The sequence below is a fragment of the Ruegeria sp. BF8 genome (genome assembly GCF_056538625.1).
The window spans coordinates 111,246-131,255 of the sequence record NZ_JBQFTL010000005.1 but is presented as its reverse complement, the minus strand read 5'-3'; the positions used below and the strand labels follow the sequence as shown (position 1 = coordinate 131,255).

The 20,010-nt window shown below is 61.1% G+C and carries 15 protein-coding genes; 8 read left to right on the top strand and 7 right to left on the bottom strand.

The features are described 5' to 3' along the window. Positions 1–31: 31 nt before the first annotated feature. Positions 32–907: a MurR/RpiR family transcriptional regulator gene (locus ACR0LD_RS16340; protein ID WP_093963099.1), complete on the bottom strand. Its 876-nt coding sequence runs from the start codon at positions 905–907 to the stop codon at positions 32–34. A gap of 95 nt (positions 908–1,002) precedes the next feature. On the opposite strand from ACR0LD_RS16340, the gene ACR0LD_RS16335 reads away from it, so the two are divergent. From ACR0LD_RS16335 to ACR0LD_RS16305, 7 genes are all read left to right on the top strand, one after another. Further along, complete coding sequence (locus ACR0LD_RS16335; RefSeq protein WP_480638004.1) at positions 1,003–1,797, top strand: N-formylglutamate amidohydrolase; 795 nt, start codon at positions 1,003–1,005, stop codon at positions 1,795–1,797. 16 nt (positions 1,798–1,813) lie between these two features. Next, on the top strand, positions 1,814–2,332 hold the full coding sequence (locus ACR0LD_RS16330) for a TRAP transporter small permease subunit (RefSeq protein WP_170341388.1): 519 nt from the start codon (positions 1,814–1,816) through the stop codon (positions 2,330–2,332). Beyond that, on the top strand, positions 2,332–3,657 hold the full coding sequence (locus ACR0LD_RS16325) for a TRAP transporter large permease (protein WP_170369364.1): 1,326 nt from the start codon (positions 2,332–2,334) through the stop codon (positions 3,655–3,657). Before ACR0LD_RS16330 ends, ACR0LD_RS16325 begins: the two co-directional genes overlap by 1 nt. 70 nt (positions 3,658–3,727) lie before the next feature. Beyond that, positions 3,728–4,759, top strand: a complete 1,032-nt coding sequence (locus ACR0LD_RS16320; protein WP_093963096.1) for a TRAP transporter substrate-binding protein — start codon at positions 3,728–3,730, stop codon at positions 4,757–4,759. Between the two features lie 86 nt (positions 4,760–4,845). After that, on the top strand, positions 4,846–6,198 hold the full coding sequence (locus tag ACR0LD_RS16315) for a glutamine synthetase family protein (protein ID WP_480638002.1): 1,353 nt from the start codon (positions 4,846–4,848) through the stop codon (positions 6,196–6,198). Positions 6,199–6,292: 94 nt separating this feature from the next. Continuing rightward, on the top strand, positions 6,293–7,675 hold the full coding sequence (locus ACR0LD_RS16310; RefSeq protein WP_480638001.1) for an aldehyde dehydrogenase family protein: 1,383 nt from the start codon (positions 6,293–6,295) through the stop codon (positions 7,673–7,675). Between the two features lie 66 nt (positions 7,676–7,741). Next, the gene (locus ACR0LD_RS16305; protein WP_480637999.1) at positions 7,742–8,887 is read left to right on the top strand and encodes an iron-containing alcohol dehydrogenase; all 1,146 of its coding nucleotides are present in this window, start codon (positions 7,742–7,744) and stop codon (positions 8,885–8,887) included. 43 nt (positions 8,888–8,930) lie between these two features. Here ACR0LD_RS16305 and ACR0LD_RS16300 read toward each other — a convergent pair whose 3' ends face one another. Next, positions 8,931–10,898, bottom strand: coding sequence for a RiPP maturation radical SAM C-methyltransferase (locus tag ACR0LD_RS16300; RefSeq protein ID WP_480637997.1), 1,968 nt, complete (start codon positions 10,896–10,898; stop codon positions 8,931–8,933). Positions 10,899–10,904: 6 nt separating this feature from the next. Next, entirely contained in the window at positions 10,905–11,186 is a 282-nt protein-coding gene (locus tag ACR0LD_RS16295; RefSeq protein WP_170341400.1) for an Os1348 family NHLP clan protein, read from the bottom strand. Between the two features lie 151 nt (positions 11,187–11,337). Here ACR0LD_RS16295 and ACR0LD_RS16290 point away from each other — a divergent pair, with 151 nt between their 5' ends. Beyond that, entirely contained in the window at positions 11,338–14,214 is a 2,877-nt protein-coding gene (locus ACR0LD_RS16290) for an ATP-binding protein (RefSeq protein WP_480637996.1), read from the top strand. A gap of 50 nt (positions 14,215–14,264) precedes the next feature. Here the strand turns inward: ACR0LD_RS16290 and ACR0LD_RS16285 are convergent, their stop codons facing one another. Genes ACR0LD_RS16285 through ACR0LD_RS16270 form a run of 4 tightly spaced genes read right to left on the bottom strand, consistent with a single transcriptional unit; the run spans position 14,265 to position 19,844 of the window. Next, the gene (locus ACR0LD_RS16285) at positions 14,265–15,023 is read right to left on the bottom strand and encodes a maleate cis-trans isomerase family protein (protein ID WP_480637994.1); all 759 of its coding nucleotides are present in this window, start codon (positions 15,021–15,023) and stop codon (positions 14,265–14,267) included. Beyond that, on the bottom strand, positions 15,020–16,102 hold the full coding sequence (locus ACR0LD_RS16280) for a pyridoxal phosphate-dependent aminotransferase (RefSeq protein ID WP_170391480.1): 1,083 nt from the start codon (positions 16,100–16,102) through the stop codon (positions 15,020–15,022). Before ACR0LD_RS16280 ends, ACR0LD_RS16285 begins: the two co-directional genes overlap by 4 nt. Continuing rightward, positions 16,099–17,748: a hydantoinase B/oxoprolinase family protein gene (locus ACR0LD_RS16275; protein ID WP_480637992.1), complete on the bottom strand. Its 1,650-nt coding sequence runs from the start codon at positions 17,746–17,748 to the stop codon at positions 16,099–16,101. Before ACR0LD_RS16275 ends, ACR0LD_RS16280 begins: the two co-directional genes overlap by 4 nt. Then, positions 17,745–19,844, bottom strand: a complete 2,100-nt coding sequence (locus ACR0LD_RS16270) for a hydantoinase/oxoprolinase family protein (RefSeq protein ID WP_480637991.1) — start codon at positions 19,842–19,844, stop codon at positions 17,745–17,747. The genes ACR0LD_RS16275 and ACR0LD_RS16270 overlap by 4 nt, the downstream gene beginning before the upstream one ends. Positions 19,845–20,010: the final 166 nt, after the last annotated feature.

The window sequence follows — 20,010 nt, the reverse complement described above, 5'->3', positions numbered from 1 at the left end:
ATGGAACAATGGGATTGAAGGCAGCCAAGGCTCACGCCTCGTGGCTGCGGAAAATCCGTGTGGTCGAGAAATAGCGTTCCAACTCCTCGATACGCTCTTTGCTTTCTTCCCAGCGGGCTTCCTGAACCTCGGCGATCAGGGTTTCCGAAATGAGTTGAAGTGCGATCGTTGAATCCCAGCTTGATGGAGCTTCGACCAGAGCGTGAAAGGTATAGTTGGCCGATTTGCCGATGGGCGACCCCCATTGGTCGGTGAACAGCACGACGGTCACCCCGCGATCGGACGCAACTTGTGCCAGCTTTTCCAGATGCGCCTCGTAGCGGCGGATGTCGAAGATGACCAGAACCGAGCTTTCGTCCATGTCCAGCAGGTATTGCGGCCATACGTTGGCCGAGTTGCCCAGCATGGTCACGTTGGGCCGGATGATCTGCATGTGGTTGAACAGATAGTCGGCGTTCGAGCGGGTGATGCGGCCGCCCACGACATACAAATGGCGCTCGGTATCGGCCAGCAACTGCGCAACCGCGTCGAACATCGACTTGTCCAGCCGCTCCAGCGTGTGGCGCATATTGGTCCATACGGCTTGGGCAAAACGCGTGATCGGATGTTCGGTTTCATCATCCACGATCCAGGCGTCGCGTTTCGAGATCGGCTTTTGGATCTGTGCCGCGACTTCTTCGCGCAACGCCTCCTGCAACGCCGGAAACCCATCGAAACCCAGTTTTCGCGCCATGCGAATGACCGTCGGGGTGGACACTTGTGCCGCCGCTGCCAGCTTGGTGATCGATTGCAGCCCACCCATCGGATAATCCTGCAACAGGACCGATCCCAGCTGCCGTTCCGAGCGGGTCAGGCCTTCAAGTTCGTCCTGAATGCGTTGTTTGACCGTTTTGGCGACAGAGGCCATCGGTGCCCTCATATTATTCAATTTGCTACAGGATATGAGCGATTGTAATTTTGTCTACAGAAATTTTCTTGACAGGCTCAAGGCCACTGTAACAAATGCTACGCATGCAGTCCAAGACCGAGTCATCTCTGTTATCCCCTCTGGAAGTGCCCGCCGCACGTGTGTTGAACGCGCGTGGCGTGGCGCGCGCGGTTCTGGTGTGCGAACACGCAAGCCGGTTCATTCCTGCGGCTTTGGATGGGCTGGGGTTGGACGACGTGGCGGCCCGTTCACACGCGGCCTGGGATATCGGGGCACTGGAGGTTGCAGTTGAACTGGCCGGCGCCCTGGATGCGCCTCTCGTACACTCGCGGGTCAGTCGGCTGGTCTATGACTGCAATCGTCCGCCCGAACGGGAAGACTCGATGCCGCCGCGCAGCGAGGTGTTCGCGGTGCCAGGCAATCATGGTCTGACCGCGGAACAGCGCGCCCAGCGAGTTCGCGACATTTATAAACCGTTCCGGGGTCTCTTGTCGCAAACGCTGGACCGCCGCCCAGAACCGCCTGTTCTGATTACGATCCACAGTTTTACACCAATCTACAACGGCAAGACCCGGGCGGTCGAACTGGGGATATTGCATGACTCTGATGACCGTGCGGCTCAGGTCATGCTGAACCATGCAGCGCATTGCGGGCTGAGAGTGGCGTTGAACGAACCGTATTCGCCAGAGGATGGTGTCACGCACACTCTGCGCGAGCACGGTATCGCGCGGGGCTTGCCCAACGTGATGATCGAGATCCGCAATGATCTGATCGACACGCCGACCGGGGTCAATCGGATCGTGGGGCTATTGACGCCAATACTGGCCGCCACGATCGAAACCTTTTCCGACGCAGGGCAGAACACATGAGGACAGGGGTGCAGGTATGAGCTTCATGCGGGGATACATTGCGGTCATTGACCGCATGAACCGCTGGATCGGGCGGGTCGTCATGTACGGCATCTTCGTGATGATGGGCATCCTGCTGTGGTCGTCGATCTCGAAGACCTTTTTCCTTCCGTCGCTCTGGACGCTCGAAGTCGCTCAGTTTGCGATGGTCGCCTATTACATCCTGGGCGGACCGTATTCGATCCAGATGGGTTCGAACGTGCGGATGGACCTTCTCTACAGCGAATGGTCGCACCGGCGGCGGGCCTGGACCGACGCATTCACCGTGCTGTTCCTGATCTTCTACCTCGGCGTGATGATCTATGGCGGGTTCGACTCGCTCAGCTATTCCCTGCAATATGGCGAGCGCAGCCCGACCGCCTGGCGCCCTTATCTGTGGCCGATCAAGGTGATCATGGTCGTGGGGCTGATCCTGATGCTGCTGCAGGCCATTTCCGAGCTGTTCAAAGATATTCTGCGCCTCAAGGGCGATGACATCCCGCGCGAGGTGATCTGATGTCGTATGAGTTGATCGCCATCCTGATGTTCTCGACCATGATGCTGATGCTGCTGACCGGTCAGCGCGTGTTCGGTGCCATCGGTTTCGTGGCCGTGGTGGCGGCGCTGCTGCTATGGGGCGACCGCGGCGGCTATGACATCGGGTTTTCGGCCGCGATGAAGCTGATGAAATGGTACCCGCTGCTGACGCTGCCGATGTTCATCTTCATGGGATATGTTCTGGCCGAGTCCAAAATCGCTGACGACCTTTACAAGATGTTTCATGTCTGGATGGGTGGACTGAATGGCGGGCTGGCCATCGGAACGATCGGGCTGATGGTGTTGATTTCGGCGATGAACGGGCTGAGCGTGGCGGGCATGGCGATCGGGGCCACCATCGCGCTGCCCGAGCTTCTTAAACGCGGTTATGACAAGAAGATGGTGACCGGGGTGATCCAGGCCGGGTCATCTCTGGGCATTCTCGTGCCGCCGTCGGTGGTGCTGGTTCTTTATGCGATGATCGCGCGTCAACCGGTGGGTCAGCTGTGGCTGGCGGGCATCCTGCCGGGTTTGATGATGGCTGGGATGTTCATCCTGTACATCGTGATTCGCTGCCGGATAAACCCCGAGCTTGGCCCGGCTCTGTCGAAGGAAGAGCGCGACGTGCCGATGGCGGAAAAGTTGCGTCTGCTGCGCGCGGGACTGCTGCCGCTGGCGATCTTCGCGGCGATGATGGTGCCCTTCGTCAATGGCTGGACCTCGCTGGTCGAAAGCTCGGCCATCGGTGCGCTGACGGCTTTTGCCGCCGCCGTGCTGAAAGGGCGGATGACGCGCAAGGTGTTCGAGGTCTCGGTCCGTTCGACCCTGGGCATCACCTGCATGTTCATGTGGATCATCCTGGCCGCGCTGGCCTTTGGTGCGGTATTCGACGGGCTGGGCGCCGTGCGCGCGATCGAGACCCTATTCACCGAACGGCTGGGTCTGAACCCCTGGGTGATCCTGATCCTGATGCAGTTGAGCTTCATCCTGATGGGCACCTTCCTGGACGACACCGCGATGCTGGTGATCGTGGCGCCGCTCTATGTGCCGCTGGTGGGGGAACTGGGCTTTGACCTGATCTGGTACGGGGTGCTGTACACGATCACCACGCAGATCGCTTATATGACGCCGCCCTTCGGCTATAACCTGTTCCTGATGCGGGCGATGGCCCCGCCCGAGATTTCGCTGCGCGACATCTACGGCTCGATCCTGCCCTTCGTGATGGTGATGACGCTGGCGCTGGCCATCATCATGACCTTCCCGCAGATCGCGCTGTGGCTGCCCGACTACATCTACAACAAATGACCCCGGACATACCGGGGCACCTGCGAGAGGTTGGTCTCTCGCCCATCGAAACCGACAACGGAGAGAGAAGATGACGAACAGACGCACATTCCTGAAAGGGGCCGCCGCAGCCCCGGCCGCCGCGCTGGCAACGCCCGCGCTGGCGCAATCCACGATCCGCTGGCGCATGCAGACCTATGCCGGCCCGGCATTGGCTGAGCATGTGATCGACCCGGCCATCAAGATGTTCAACCAGATCGCCGGCGACCGGATGCAGATCGAGCTGTTCTATGCCGACCAGCTGGTGCCCACCGGCGAGCTGTTCCGCGCCATGCAGCGCGGCACGATCGACGCGGTGCAGTCGGATGACGACTCGATGGCCTCGCCCACCGAGGTGACCGTGTTCGGCGGCTATTTCCCGTTTGCCTCGCGCTATTCTCTGGACGTGCCGGTCCTGTTCAACCAGTACGGCCTGAACGAGATCTGGGACGAAGAATATTCCAAGGTGGGCGTCAAGCACATCTCGGCCGGTGCGTGGGACCCGTGCCATTTCGCCACCAAAGACCCGATCAATAGCTTGGCGGACCTTCAGGGCAAGCGGGTCTTCACCTTCCCGACGGCGGGCCGGTTCCTGTCGCAGTTCGGCGTGGTCCCGGTGACCTTGCCGTGGGAGGACATCGAGGTCGCCGTGCAGACCGGCGAGCTGGACGGCATCGCGTGGTCGGGCATCACCGAGGACTACACCGTCGGCTGGGCGGACGTGACCAACTACTTCCTGACCAACAACATTTCGGGCGCCTGGGCCGGGTCGTTCTTTGCCAACATGGACCGCTGGAACGAACTGCCCGAAGATCTGCAGACCCTGTTCCGCGTCTGCACCGACCAGTCGCACTACTACCGTCAATGGTGGTATTGGGGCGGCGAGGCATCGCTGCGCGTCAATGGCGACAAAATGAAGCTGACCTCGATCCCCGATGAAGAATGGGCGCAGGTCGAAGCCGCCGCAGTGGCCTTCTGGGATGAGATTGCAGCCGAGTCCGAGACCAAGGCCAAGGTTGTCGAGATCATCAAGAAGTACAATGCCGACATGCAAAAGGCTGGCCGTCCCTACCGGTACGGCTAAGGTGAAACCGGCCTGCCCTCATACCGGGGGCAGGCCGTCGAAAACGTCAGTCCGGCAGGTGGCGCCGGCGCAGAAATAGGTGGCTCATGCTCAACTTCGACACGCTCAAGACCCAAGTTGCCGAAGGCTCGGTCGATACTGTTCTGGTCTGCATGGTGGACATGCAGGGCCGCTTGATGGGCAAACGATTCCACGCGGGTCATTTCGTGGCCGGGGCCTGGGAAGAAACCCATTGCTGCAACTACCTGCTGGCCACCGATCTCGAGATGGCGACGCCGGACGGCTATGCCTCGACCAGCTGGGAGCGCGGCTATGGCGACTATGTCATGAAGCCCGACCTCAGCACTCTGCGCCCGGTGCCGTGGCTGGAGGGCACGGTGATGGTGATGTGCGACGTGCTGGATCACCACACGCATGAAGAGGTTCCACACGCGCCTCGGTCTATTTTAAAGAAGCAGGTCAACCGGCTGAAGGCCATGGGCTATGACGCGATGTGCGCCACCGAGCTGGAGTTTTTCCTCTTTGAGAAGAGCTTTGACCAGATCCGCAAGGAGGGTTTCCGCGATCTGGAACCGATCTCGGGCTACAACGAGGATTACCACATCCTTCAGACCACCAAAGAAGAGCATGTGATGCGGCCGATCCGCAATCACCTTTGGAATGCGGGCATTCCGGTCGAAAACTCCAAGGGCGAGGCCGAGGCCGGGCAGGAAGAACTGAACATCAAATACGCCCCGGCCATGCAGACGGCCGAGTATCATTCGATCGCCAAGAACGCGGTCAAGGAGATCGCGTGGCAACACGGCCATGCGGCGACCTTCCTGCCGAAATGGCATCATGACAGGGTCGGGAGTTCGTCGCATGTGCATCAGTCGCTGTGGGCGGACGGGCAACCGGCATTTTTTGACAAGGCCGATCCGCTGGGCATGTCGGACCTGATGAAAAACTACATGGCGGGCCTGCTGAAATACGCGCCCGACTATACCTGTTTCATGGCACCCTACATCAACAGCTACAAGCGGTTCATGAAGGGCACATTCGCGCCGACGCGCATCATCTGGTCGGTGGACAACCGCACCGCGGGGTTCCGGCTGTGTGGCGATGGCACCAAGGCGGTGCGGGTGGAATGTCGGATTCCGGGTTCGGACATGAACCCCTATCTGGCCATCGCGGGCATGCTGGCCGCAGGGATTGCGGGCATCGAGGAGGGGCTGGAGATGCAGCCGCCGACCAAGGGCGATGTCTATCAGGGGGATACGGGCATGATTCCGGGCAACCTGCACGCGGCGCGGGATGCGTTGCATGGGTCGTCCATGCTGAGGGCGGCCATGGGCAATGACGTGGTGGATCACTATGTACGCGCCGCCGAGGTCGAGATCGAGGAATTCGAGCGCGTGGTGACCGATTGGGAGATTGCCCGCGGGTTCGAGCGGGCGTAGAGGGCGGATGTGAGGGGCCAGCCCCTCACGCTCCCCGGGATATTTTTGGCCAGATGAAGCAGCGGGTCTGCTTTGCTTGAGGATGGAGTGACCAATGGGTCAGGTGTTGAAATGTATCTCGCCGATCGACGGATCGGTGTTTGCCGAGCGGAACACGCTGGATCGTGACGCGGCATTTGCCGCAGCGGGCCAGGCGCGGGCGGCGCAGGCGGATTGGGCAGCGCGGCCCCTGCAGGAGCGCATCGATCTGGTGATGGCCGGCGTTGCCGCCGTGGGTGCGATGAACGACGAGATCGTGCCGGAACTGGCCCGGATGATGGGGCGGCCGGTGCGTTATGGCGGCGAGTTCGGCGGTTTCAGCGAACGCGCGACCTATATGGCGGGCATTGCGCGCGATGCGCTGGCTGATATTGCCGTGGGCGAGGACGAGACGTTCAAGCGTTACATCAAACGCGTTCCGCATGGAGTGGTGTTCGTCGTGGCGCCCTGGAACTATCCGTACATGACGGCGATCAACACTGTGGCGCCGGCCTTGATCGCGGGCAATACGGTTGTGCTGAAACATGCCACGCAGACCCTGTTGGTGGGCGAGCGCATGGCGCGGGCCTTTCACTCGGCTGGCGTGCCCGAGGACGTGTTCCAGAACCTGTTCCTGAGCCACGACGTGACCAACGATCTGATTGCAGGCAAGGCGTTCGATTTCGTGAACTTCACCGGCTCGGTCGCCGGAGGGCAGGCGATGGAACGGGCCGCGGCCGGAACCTTTACCCCCGTCAGCACCGAGTTGGGGGGCAAGGACCCGGGCTATGTCATGGATGACGCCGATCTGGATGCGGCGGTCGAGACGCTGATCGACGGGGCCATGTTCAACTCGGGCCAGTGCTGCTGCGGGATCGAGCGGATCTATGTGCATGAGAGCCTGTATGACGATTTCGTCGCCAAGGCGGTCGAGATCGTCAAGGGTTACAAGCTGGGCAATCCGCTGGATCCGGAGACGACGCTGGGGCCGATGGCCAACGTGCGTTTTGCCGACGAGGTGCGCGCGCAGATCGCCGAGGCCGTGGCCGCCGGTGCCGTGGCGCATATCGAGACCTTTGCCGAGGATGACGGCGGCGCCTATCTCACGCCGCAGATCCTGACCAACGTCACCCACGACATGCGCGTGATGCGCGACGAAAGCTTTGGCCCGGTCGTAGGGATCATGAAGGTCTCCTCGGATGACGAGGCCATCGCCCGGATGAATGACAGCGAGTTCGGCCTGACCGCCTCGCTGTGGACGCGCGATGTGGCGCGGGCCGAACGCATCGGCGACCGGATCGAGACCGGAACCGTATTCATGAACCGGGCCGACTATCTGGACCCGGGTCTGTGCTGGACCGGGTGCAAGAATACCGGCCGCGGCGGGGGCCTGTCGATCATCGGATATCACAACCTGACACGTCCCAATTCCTACCACCTGAAGAAGGTGACGGGCTGAGGACGATTTGCCTGCCCCGGACCGACCCCCTCGCCGGGGCAGGCCTTAGACACAAGGAAAACTGACATGAGTCTTGTTGGAAACTGGTCCTATCCGACCACGATCAAATTCGGCGCGGGCCGCATCAAGGAACTGCCCGCGGCCTGCGCGGCGGCGGGGATCAAACGCCCGCTGCTGGTGACCGACCGCGGCCTTGCCGATCTGCCGATCACCGCCGCGACGCTGGACATTCTCGAAGCCGCCGGGTTGGCCCGGGGTCTGTTCAGCGACGTGGACCCAAACCCGAACGAAAAGAACCTCGAGGCCGGTGTGGCCGCCTACAAGGCGGGTGAACATGACGGTGTGATCGCGTTTGGCGGTGGTTCGGGGCTGGATCTGGGCAAGATGGTTGCCTTCATGGCCGGTCAGAGCCGGCCCGTCTGGGATTTCGAGGACATTGGCGACTGGTGGACCCGCGCGGATGCCGAGGCGATCGCGCCGATCATCGCGGTGCCGACGACGGCCGGCACCGGCTCGGAAGTCGGCCGCGCCAGCGTCATCACCAATTCGGAAACCCATGCCAAGAAGATCATCTTCCACCCCAAGGTGCTGCCGACCGTGGTGATCTGCGACCCTGAACTGACCGTGGGCATGCCGAAATTCATCACCGCCGGGACCGGACTGGATGCGTTCGCGCATTGTGTCGAGGCCTATTCCAGCCCGCATTACCACCCGATGAGCCAGGGCATCGCGCTGGAAGGGATGCGGCTGGTCAAGGAGTACCTGCCGCGCGCCTATGCGGACGGCACCGACATCGACGCCCGCGCCCAGATGATGAGCGCGGCCGCCATGGGTGCAACGGCTTTCCAGAAGGGGCTGGGCGCGATCCACGCCATGAGCCACCCGATCGGCGCGGTGTTCAACACCCATCACGGCACCACCAACGCGGTCTGCATGCCTGCGGTTCTGGAGTTCAATGCGTCTGTAATCGCCGACCGGTTCGAAGCAGCCTCAGCCTATCTGGGCATTTCGGGCGGGTTCGACGGGTTCCGGGCCTTCGTGCAGGAGTTCAACGACTCGCTGGGTATCCCGCGCAAGCTGTCTGATCTGGGCGTGACCGAAGATGCAATCCCGGAGCTGGTCAAGGGTGCGATCATCGACCCCTCGTGCGGTGGCAACCCAATCGAGTTGACCGAGGAAAACCTGACCGGATTGTTCAGGGTCGCTCTTTAAGTATTGGTAGGATCCGGGGAATTCATAGGCTCCGGGTCCGATCTCATTCCGCGGGTTGTGGTCCCGCTACCTGTGCACTTGTGAATGTTGCTGGAAATTGAGCGGCGAAAGCACGTTCTGGCTCATTGCGGATCTCGGACCAGGTCGGCGCCCGCTGGAAGCCAGGCGATCTGAGGGCCAGGGACAGCACGGATTTGTCCTCGACATAAATCAGCCCAAGCTTCTCAAGGCGGTCCATCGCAGAGTCAAAAGCGTCCACCCCGTACAAGTCGGATACCTGATCACCAAGAAGCGCCCTGCCGATGATCACTGGGCTCAGGTCAAGGATGGCCCGAGCCGCATCGTCCAATTGGTGAACAACGCGTTTGCCTGACGCTCGCCGGTCGATCACCGTGTTGCCCTCGACGTAGAGGGCTGAAGTACCGGCCTCGCTTTGCCATGCAGAAAGAGCATCCAGCGTCGACGCCGCGCGCTGCGCTGGCGGGCTTGGACCGTTGTCGACGATGTCGAAATGGTAGGCGAAATTCCAGACTTCTTCGGGCGGCAGGTCGAATATGAAGGAATACGGCTTCGCTGGTTCGACCTCGACCCCAAATGCCTCGGGGTGTTCAAAATACGGGCTGAACCGGTCCGCTCGCACCGGGCCAATCGAGCCGGGTGGTTGCAGGTGATGCAGCAGCGGAATAAGCTTTGCCATCCGTTCGAAGGCCTCGGGGCTTTCACCGGGAAACCCGTAGAGGAAACACCACTCGACAAAAACTCCGGCCTCGGCACACAGCTTCAGCGTCTGGATGTTCTGAATTCCGCTGACCCCTTTCCTCATATGCGCAAGGGTCGGAGTATCGAAGGTCTCGATCCCCGGCTGGATCTTTCGAACGCCGGCGTCGGCCAGACGGGCGATCACGGTCGGCGAGAGGTTTGATTTTACCTCGTAATGCATCAGGAATGGTCTCGTGTCCTGCGCAAGTTTCGGGATCAGGGTTTTGAGGTAGCGGTGATCCAGAATGTTGTCGACCACGACAAGATCCGGGCCATAGAGATCGGCAAGCGTGCAGAATTCGGCATAAGCCCGCTCGGCTGACTTGCTCCGGTAGGTCATCGATTGACCGTTCAATCCGCAGAAAGTGCAATGGTGTTTCGCTCCCCACCAGCAGCCACGCGATGTTTCGATCGTAGCAGATGGCACAAGGCGCTCTGATAGTCCCGCAGTGTTTTGAAATTGATCAAAGAAGGCGTTGAAGTCCGGTATGGGCAGCTTGTCCAGATCCGTGGTCAGGCGCGGTCGAGACTCCTCCAGCGGGTTATCCAATTGGCTCCGGTTCAGAAACCCCTCGACCACGGGCAAGGGTCTGCTTGGCCCCAAGGCTTTCAGAAACTCGGGAAAGGCATGGTCGCCTTCGCCAATGCAAACCGCGTCCAGTTCAGGATGTGCCTGTATAAGCGCGCGCCCGAGCGGCCCCTCGCAATTAGCGCCGCCCATCACTATGATCACGTCGGCTGACCGTTTCCGCACAGCCCGGGCCAGTGCGATCGAGGCCATGACCTGTTGGAACGACGACGTAATCCCGATCACGGTCGGGTTCTGTTCCATCACCGCATCGGCGCAACGTTCGACAAACGCTCCGGCTTGCTTTCGGGCTGCGATGGCGTTTTGCATGAACGCCAGCCACTCGACTCCGGATACATAGTCACCAAGCACCGTGGTCAGGTAGTCCATCGCGTCCAGATCGCTGCGCGGGTAGATAAGATCGCTGAATATCCATTCACCCAGCAGCGCCTGATAGCAGCGGCCATCAGACAGCATGAAATACTCATCGAGGCCGATCGCCTCGGCATAGTCGAAGCTGAAGTACTTCTCGGTCGTCGCAAAGTCGTTGTCCCGCGCCAGCTGCGCAAGAAGAGACATCCCAAGCCCGGGATGTTGCAGCGAAGAAAACGGCATGGACACCAGACACAGCTTATGCAGAGCTGCGCCTTGGTCCTGACTGGAGACGACCGCGCTTTCGCTCATGCGAAGTTACGCGCAGCGGGGCCGGATCACACCGTCGGACGTATCTTCGTAGGCATTCTTGATGTCTTGCATCGCCGACTTCAGGTCGGATTCACCGGAAAAGACGTTCCCAATCGCGGCCAACAGCTTGCGCGCCTCGCCATCCTGATCGAGCGAGATTCCCAAGCGGTTTACTACGCCTTCGGGGTTGTCGATGAATTCTTTTCGAAAGGCCTCGTCAAGGATGCCGCGGCCAATGATCTGCTGAACATCTTCCAGGGTCAAACCCCGAGTATGGTGGTCACTCATAATTGTTCCTTTCGCAATACAAGGCCAATTGTTAATAGTTTTTTTACTCAATATCAATGCCGTGGATGGTCCGCGCCACCCTTGCGTGGTGTCTGGAAAAAGGTCGGGATCAGAGACATACTGAACTCGGGCAGTCGGGGGGCGTTTGAACATGAGGAAACAGGTCCAGATCGAACCGACCGAGCGCAGAATGTGCACGGTTCTGTTCGCCGACATTGTTCGTTCGACCATGATGATCGGCAGTTTGGATCCCGAAGACGCCGTCAGCCATCTGGGCCCTGCCATCGAACTGATCATGTCGATCTGCGAAAAGTTTGGCGCAACGACGTTGTTCACCGGCGATGGCGCGCTCGCGGTTTTTGGATCACCGAACGCGGATGAGGATCACGCGGTCAAGGCAATAGCCAGCGCCCAGCGGATCATCGACCGCATCGGCAAGCTGGACGATCGGCAGTTGGATGTGCGGGTTGGCGTTCATTCCGGCGAACTACTGGTGGGCCAGTTGCAACACACCCTCGGGGAAGAGCAGGCCTTTCTAGGACCGGTCATGAACATCGCCAGCAAGATCGAGGCCGCCGCCAGAAAGAACGTGGTCACGGTTTCCGGTCAGGTTTTGGAGAATGCCGGTGATCTTTTCGACCATACCCATGTGGGCGATCTCGAGCTGGATGGGGGTGCGGGTCCGATCAAGCTGTTCGAAATCACCGGCCGCAAAGAACAGGTGTCGCGCTGGATGGCGCGGGCGCGCCGCGAACGTTCGCCATTTGTCGGGCGCGAAAGGGAACTGGCCGAGCTTGTTGCGGCGTGGAACCAGGCGCGTGACGGCAAAGGAAACTCGGTTCTGTTGTTGGGGGCGGCTGGCGTCGGCAAATCCAGGCTGCTGCATGAGCTGGTCGAGAACTGGCCCCTGGGCGCGCATCAGGTTCTGGAGTTCAACTGCTTTTCGCTGGATCAGGAAGCTGCGTATCTGCCGATCACCCGCGTGATCAATGCCCGTTTGGGACTGTCGGACACCAAATCCGATGCCGAACTGGACCAAAAGCTGTCCGAGGTTCTGGGCGGGACCAAGTTCCTGGATGCGCATACCCGATCGGCCCTGTATTCACTGTTCAGCCGTTTCCAAACGGAACCGGCGCTTTCGGCTGTAGATCCGTCTCGCCGACGGAGGCAATTGAACCAGATGCTGTCGCGGCTGGTTCTGTCGATGAAGCAGGACAAGCCCCTGCTTCTGTTGTTCGAGGATTTGCATTGGGCCGACCAGGGGACTCTGGACGTCATCGACAACCTGCTGGGGCAGGTGCGGGGAACGAATGTTCTGATCCTCCTGACATCGCGCAACGCGAACCTGTTCACGAACGACCCGATGGGCTTGCTCAAGGTCGTTCCGGTCGCCCCGCTGGGCGAGGCGGCCTGCAAGGACCTGATCACGCGCTTGCTGGGCCAGAGCGACATCGATGGTCAGTTGGGCTCATACATCGAAGCCATGAGCGGCCGCACACCGCTTTTCGTTGAAGAATTTGCCCACCACATGCGGGACCGCATGTCGCAAGCCGGGTTCAAGGACGGAGCGATGGACAGCCTGGGCGACATCGAGATCCCCGCCCGGGTTCAACCGTTGATCGCCTCCCGGATTGATGCCCTGCAAAGCGAGGACCGCAAAGCTCTGCAGCTGGTTGCCGTCGGCGGGTTGCAGTGGACGTGGGGCGTTCTCGCCGACACGCTTCAACGGCTGGGCTTCGACGCCAAAGCCCAGATTTCGACCTTGGTGGAACGCGGTTTTCTTGAACTGCCGGAATCTCAGGACGGCCAACAGCTGCGGTTCAGTCATGCGTTGGTGCAGAAGGTCGGGTATCGCAGTATTCCACGCCAGCGCCGCGCAAGGCTGCACCGTGCGATCTATGAAACTCTGCTGAGCCGCGGCACATCCGACGATCTGGACGTGGGACAGTCCATCGCCCGTCACGCGGACAAAGGCGAGTTATGGCTGGAGGCTGCCGAGGCTTATACGCGGTGCGGCGAGATGTCGATCAAGCTGTTTTCATTCGAGGCCGCCGTCTCATATTTCGAAAACGCCCTGCGGTGCATCGACCAAGTTCAAAAGCGGACCGGTACCCAGGTGGCTGTTGACCTCGGGCTACGCGCCCGACGCGGTCTGCGCGTTTCGCTGGTCGCCAGCGGCAACTTCAACCGCATCCTGACCATCTCACGCGAGGCGGAAGCCTTGTCCGACGCGTTGGGGGACACATCCGCGCGCGTTGCGTTTCAGGTCGACCAGGCGATCATGCTGACGATCTTGGCGGATGTGCGGCAAGCAATGGAGGTGTCTGAGCGCGCGCTGCGAACCGCAACCGACGCCGAAGATCCGCGCCTGCAGGCAAACGCGGCCTTTGCGCTGGCCCAGGCTGCGTGGTTTCACGGCAACTTCGCGGCCGCACGGTCGGCGATCGATCAACATGCGGATCTGTTCCAGACGGTGTTCCGTGTGGCCGAAGCGGGCACCACCGGGTCGATTTCGGTGCTTGGGCTTGCGACCCGTGCCAACGCCAACAGCATGATGCATCGGTTTGACGAAGCGGATGCAGGTATCCGCGAGGTGCTGTCGATCGCCGAAGAAACCGGCAAGGCCTATGACCTGAGTTTTGCGCTGATCGCGCGGGGGATCTGGTGCTGGCAGCGAAATGAACCGGCTGACGCCGCCATTGCGTTGCGCCGCGCCTTGCGCGTGTCTGACGATGCTGGAATCGATGTTCTGTGCTGTTTCGCAGCGGCTCCCCTGGCTCGGGTGCAGTCGGTGTTGGGTGAACTTCCGGACGCCCGGCTGGTCCTGAACCGAGGTCTCGAACTGGCGCGGGACATGGAAATGGAAGCCTTCGTCGCCTGGCTGCTGTCGGCCGAAGTGCAGGTTCTGGCGCAGGAAGGCAGAACGAAAGAGGCCAAGGAACTGCAATCCGATTTGAACGACCTGTGTGACCGCAACGGGTATTTCCAGCACGAGCAATCCAAGGCATTGAGGGCGTTTAAGATTTGAACACCCCAAAAAGCCTCGGCTGAAAATACTGCGCATTCTGGCGCTCGACCTCAGTCTTGCAGGTTCAGCGTCAGCCGGCCAAGTCCGGCCGGCGGCGTGGTGATCCCGGCCATTTGCATTGCCTGAAATGCCATCGCCTGATTTGAAGTGACGACGGGTTTGCCAACAGTTTTTTCAAGCCGGTCGATGATTTCCACGCTGCGCATGTCCGTACAGGACAAAACCAACACCTCGGCCTCGGGGCAGTCTGCAGCCAAACCCAGGTCAAACACCGCCTGCGGGGTCAGGGCGCCTTGGCCGTAATTGTCCAGCTGGCCTGTCACTTCGGACCGCGACACGGTTGAAATGCCAGTCTCGGCTAGGAACCGGATTGCCAAGTCATTGATGTCCGCGACATAGGGAGAGGCAAAGCCGATGCGTGTCGCCTCCAGCGTATGCAGTGCATGCACCAAGGCGCCCGCGGCCGTAACGGTCTGCGCCCCGCTGCTGGTCCTGATACGGTCGGCAAGTTCGCGATCGAAGGCCGGGCCATGGGTCAGCGTTGCCGAGGTACACCCATAAAGAATGACATCCGGCCGGACACCATGCAAAAGCCTGAGCGGCTCATCCAGATCGGCGGCGCCAAGACCGTGCATTTGGGCAGCATCGGGTATTTCTTCCTGATCATAGCCACCCATTCGGGCAAAGTGCAGTGAAACGCCCTCGGGCCGCAGCATCGTCATGTCGGGTTCGAGATTGGTGTTCGTGAACGGCACGAGAATACCGAAACGGGACCGGCCTCTGGATGGGTGGAAATTTCTCTGCGTCATGGCTGAAACTCCTCGGCCCAACGTTCCAGAACCGCGGCCATGAGTTCGAGGTCTGCAGTCTGACCGATGGTGGCACGTAGGCAATTGGCCAGTCCCGCGCCGGATTGCGGTCTCAGGAATATGCCTTTTTCCCTTAGGGCTTTGTCGGCTCTGGTCGCGGTGGATTGGTCCGCAAAGCGGATCAGAAGAAAGTTGGTATGACTTTTGGGAACGTCGAACCCGGCGGACCGAAGGCGATTGGCGAACCGGTCGCGCAGCTCGGCAGTGAGGGCACATGTCTCGCGCATGTAGCTCTGATCGTTCAGAGCGGCCAAGGCAGCCGCCTGTCCGCACACCGACACGTTGTTTGGGCTCATCACCTTGCGTATCTGGACGGCGATCTGCGGCGGGAACAGGCCCCAGCCCACGCGAAACCCGGCCAGCCCGTAGGCCTTGGACAGAGTTCGAAGAACGACCGTGTCCGCCCGCGCGACAAGGTCGAACATCGGCTCGTTCAGATCATCGGCGAACTCGCCATAGGCCTCGTCGATCACAAGCAGGGTGTTGTCCCGCAACCCTTCCCGAAGCCGCAGCAGATCGCGGCGGGAGATACGGGTGCCTGTCGGGTTGCCGGGATTGGCCACAAACACCAACCTGGTATCCGGTTGCACGGCCGCCAGAAGCGCGTCGACGGATACGCATCCGTCCACCTCGGCGGCAGTGTCGAAACGGGCGCGAGCCAACTGAGCCACGGTACGAAAAAACGGGTATGCGTTCGCAGGGGCAAGAACGGCGGCGTCTGGTCCGGCAAAGGCCAGCGCCAGACCCGCAATCAGCTCCATCGACCCGTTCCCGCACAACAGACCTTGCTCGGGCAGGCCATGAAGCTCCGCCAGTCGCGCACGCAGTGCCGTCCAGTCCGGGTCCGGGTAGAGGTGCCCGTTCGCGGCCGCCTCTGCGACGGCCTGTCCGACCAAGGGACTTGGCGGGCGCAGGCTTTCGTTCTGCGACAGCGAAACAAGGCGCTGTCCTGCCGGCGGATCCAGCTGAGCCAACGCATAAGGTGACATGGCAGCGACATGGGAAACGGGACGGATCATGGCTTTACCCCATAGACATGCTGCGCGGCCCGGGCGCTCACAAGCTCGTCCCGCACATCCTGTCGAACAGCCAAGGGTGACCTTTCATCGGGTGGCCCAAATCCGCCGCCGCCCGGAGTTTGGAAGATCAGCGTTTCGCCGCCGCCAATTCGCACCTCGCCCTTGCCCGGCAAGTCCGGGCCGTCGGGGCCGAGACGGATGCGACCGGGCGCGCCCGCCAGTCCGCCGTGCCGTCCCTTGGCTGGGTTTGCGATGCGTTCGACCGAAAGGAACAGCATGAAATCCTCGCCGGTGGAGGAGCGTATTTCGATGTTCTGCCCCAATCCGCCGCGGAGGCGACCGGGGCCACCGCTGTCCTGGCGCAATTCGCGACGTGTGATCAGGACAGGCGCGACAGCCTCGGTTGTCTCGATCTGGCTGCCCCAGACACCCGAGGGGAAGGCCGTCGCCGACAGGCCATCCAGGCTTGGCCTTGCGCCGGTTCCGCCGCTGAACACCAATTCCAGAGCAAACTGCGTGCCACCGCGGGAAACCGCCTCGGGTGCGTGGCGCAGAGGCAGGTCGTACATGCACGATGCGCCTTCGGCCGGCACGGCGTCCGGCAGAGCCTGCGACAGGCAGCCATAGACCAGATCCGGGGTCATCTGTCCCAACGTATGGCGCATGGCCACCGGAGCGGGTGGCTGCGCATTCAGGATGCAATCCGCCGGTCCCGTCACGTGGAATGGCGCCAAAGAGCCTGCATTGTTGGGGATGTCAGGGCCGATGATGCAGCGCAGGGCAAATACCGTATAGGCCGTTGCATAGTTGAGCGGCACGTTGATGCCTTTGCGCGACAGGCCCGATGTGCCCGAAAAGTCGATCAGAACCCGGTCATCCGCGATGGTCAGGGCCGCGCACAAGTCGATCTCGCACTCGTACCCATCGACGGTCAGCACATTGTGCCACGTGCCATTCGGCAGCGCCGAAATGGCCTCGATCGTGCCGCGGCGCGAGGTTTCGATGATGTAATCGGCCAGGCTGTCCAGAGTATCGATGCCAAACTCGACCATCATGTCGGCCAGACGCGCTGCGCCCGTTTCGCAGCACGCGATCAATGCGTAGATGTCGCCCTCATTGGCGATGGGCTCGCGCGAGTTGGCTTTGACGATATCCATCAGCAGCGCGTTCAACTGACCTTGGTCGACCAGTTTGCACGGCGGGATTCGAAGCCCCTCATCAAAGATATCCGAGCCTTCGGGACCCATGCCCAAACCGCCGAGGTCGACCAGATGCGAGGTGCAGACCGAAAACCCAACCACATTGCCACGATGAAAAACCGGCATCATCAGCAGGAAATCGTTCAAATGGCCGGATGCGATCCAAGGATCATTGGTCAGAAAAATATCGCCCGGCTTCATTTCGGAGCTGGAGTATCGCCCGCACAGGGTCTTAACCGCTTCGGCCATCGTATTGATGTGACCCGGCGTTCCGGTAACGGCCTGGGCCAGCATACGGCCGCGTACATCAAAAATACCGGCGGATATGTCGCCGCATTCACGAACGATCGGAGAAAAGGCGGCGCGGATCAGCGCCTGGCCCTGTTCTTCGACCACCGCTAGCAGCCGGTTCCACATGACCTGCAGACGGGTATTCGTCGTGTTCATTCGGCGTCCTCCTGTATCCGGTTGAGCCAGAGATTGCCGCCGCCATCGACGCTGGCCTGAAAATCCGCGCTGACGAATGTGGTGGTTTGAGGCTCGGCAATCAGCGCCGGTCCGCGCAGCCAATCGCCGGGTTCAAGACCGGATCGATCGTAGATACTGGCGTCGCACCAATGCCCGCTGACATCACAAAGAATACGTCGATGGTCGCACGGCCGCGCCGTGCGCTGTTGGGCTACGTCAGGAACCCGGCTGAGGGCAGGGGCGGGTGACGACACCTCGACCGACCAGTTGAGAATCTCGATCGCCATTCCCGGTACAGCGCGGCGGAACAACCGGCTGTACTCGGATTCGAAATCCCGGCGCAGGATTTCGATGTCTGCAGGCCCAAGTGCCCGATCCGGAAGCGCGATCTCGATCTCATGACCCTGGCCGTGGTACCGCATGAAGGCCTGTTTTCGGATCGACAACTCGGCTTCGGGTGCACCGGCGCGGACCACGGCCAGCGCCTCGGCTGTCATTCCGTCAAAAAAGGCGTTGAGGCCGTCGAGATCCGGCTGGTCCAGAGTGGCATAGCGCGACCGGACGATTTCGAAGGCGACCGGGGCATACAGAAATCCGACCGCTGACCCTACGCCCGGGTTCTTCGGGATCACGATTTGGTCGACCTGACACCGCCGGGCCACTCGCGTTGCGTGCAATGGCCCATTGCCGCCAAAGGCGATCATCACTCGGGTTGCCAACTCTTTTCCGGACTCGACCGCGTGCATCCGACCTGCGGCGGCCATGCTTTCGTCGACGATTTCGCTGAGACCACGTGCGGCCAGGTCCGGTGGCAGGTCCAGCGCGCTCCCGATTTCCACGGTGATGGCCTGTTCGGCGGCAGCTGTGTCAATCGTCAGTCGGCCTTCGGCAAACCGGCCGGGTTCGATCAGGCCCTGCACCACATCGGCGTCTGTCACGGTCGCCGCCCTGCCGCCATTGCCGAAGGCGGCAGGGCCTGGCTGTGCGCCGGCACTTTCGGGGCCAACCTGCAGGCGGCCCAGCCGATCGACCCTGGCAATCGAGCCGCCGCCTGCGCCGATTTCGATCATCTCGATCACGGGGACGCGCACCGGCATGCCTGAGCCTTTGATGAAGCGCGCGGCCCTTGCGATTTCGAACCTGCGCGCGGTCTGCGGGCGGAAAGCATCAATCAGGCACAGCTTGGCCGTCGTCCCCCCCATGTCAAAGCTGGTTACGGCGCGCGCACCGGTTTCAGCCGCGATCCGTGCGGCAAGGATGGCCCCACCGGCCGGGCCGGATTCGACCAACCGGATCGGCAGGCGGGCGGCCGTTTCCAATGTTGTCATACCGCCGCCGGCCGTCATCATGAGAATGGGACAGGTCAGCCCCTCTGCGGCGAAGCGGGATTGGAACTCGGCCAGGTACCCGGCCATCTGGGGCTGGATATAGGCGTTGGCGATGGTGGTGCACAGGCGGTCAAATTCGCGCGCCTCGGGGCTGACTTCGTGCGAGAGCGAGATGGCCAGGTCGGGGAGCGCCCTGAGCAACTGGTCCCGCAGAGCCAGCTCGTGCTTTGGGTTGGCATAGGAATGCATCAGGCATACCGCCACGGCCAGGGCGTCGCTATCCGCAATCCGGCGCACCAGATCGTCCATTCCGGCGACATCCAGCGATGCCAGTTCGTCACCACGTGCATCCATTCGCCCGCCGATCGTGAAGGCACGGGCGCGTGGGACCAGCAGGTCGGGCTTGACCAGATTGATGTCATACTGGCTGTAACGACGTTCATAGCCAATCTCGAGTATGTCCCGAAACCCGTCGGTGGTTATTGTCGCAACCGAGGCACCGCGCCGCTCGATCAGGGCATTGGTGGCCAGAGTGGTGCCGTGAATGAACCCGGAAACCTGCGGGAAACCGGCATTGGCGTCATCCAGAACGCGCTTTGCACCAATCAAGGCACCGACGGTTGGGTTGTCCGGTGTCGTCGGAGTTTTCGTCGTTGCGAGGATATTGGATTGCCCGTCCATCAGAACGGTATCGGTAAATGTGCCGCCAATATCGACGGCCAGCCGAAGCCCAGCGTGATTGTGCATAAAATGAAGCCATGGGCAGAAGTTTCAGATCGTTTCGGGCTGCTGGTTCAGCATCCGAAGACTGCGAAAAAACCCGTCCCTCGTCAGACGACGAGGTTGCAACCGGTTGCCCGGCGGCCTTGGGTAGCTTTGGTGCAGTCAATCACGGCTTGATCACTCTGGTTGT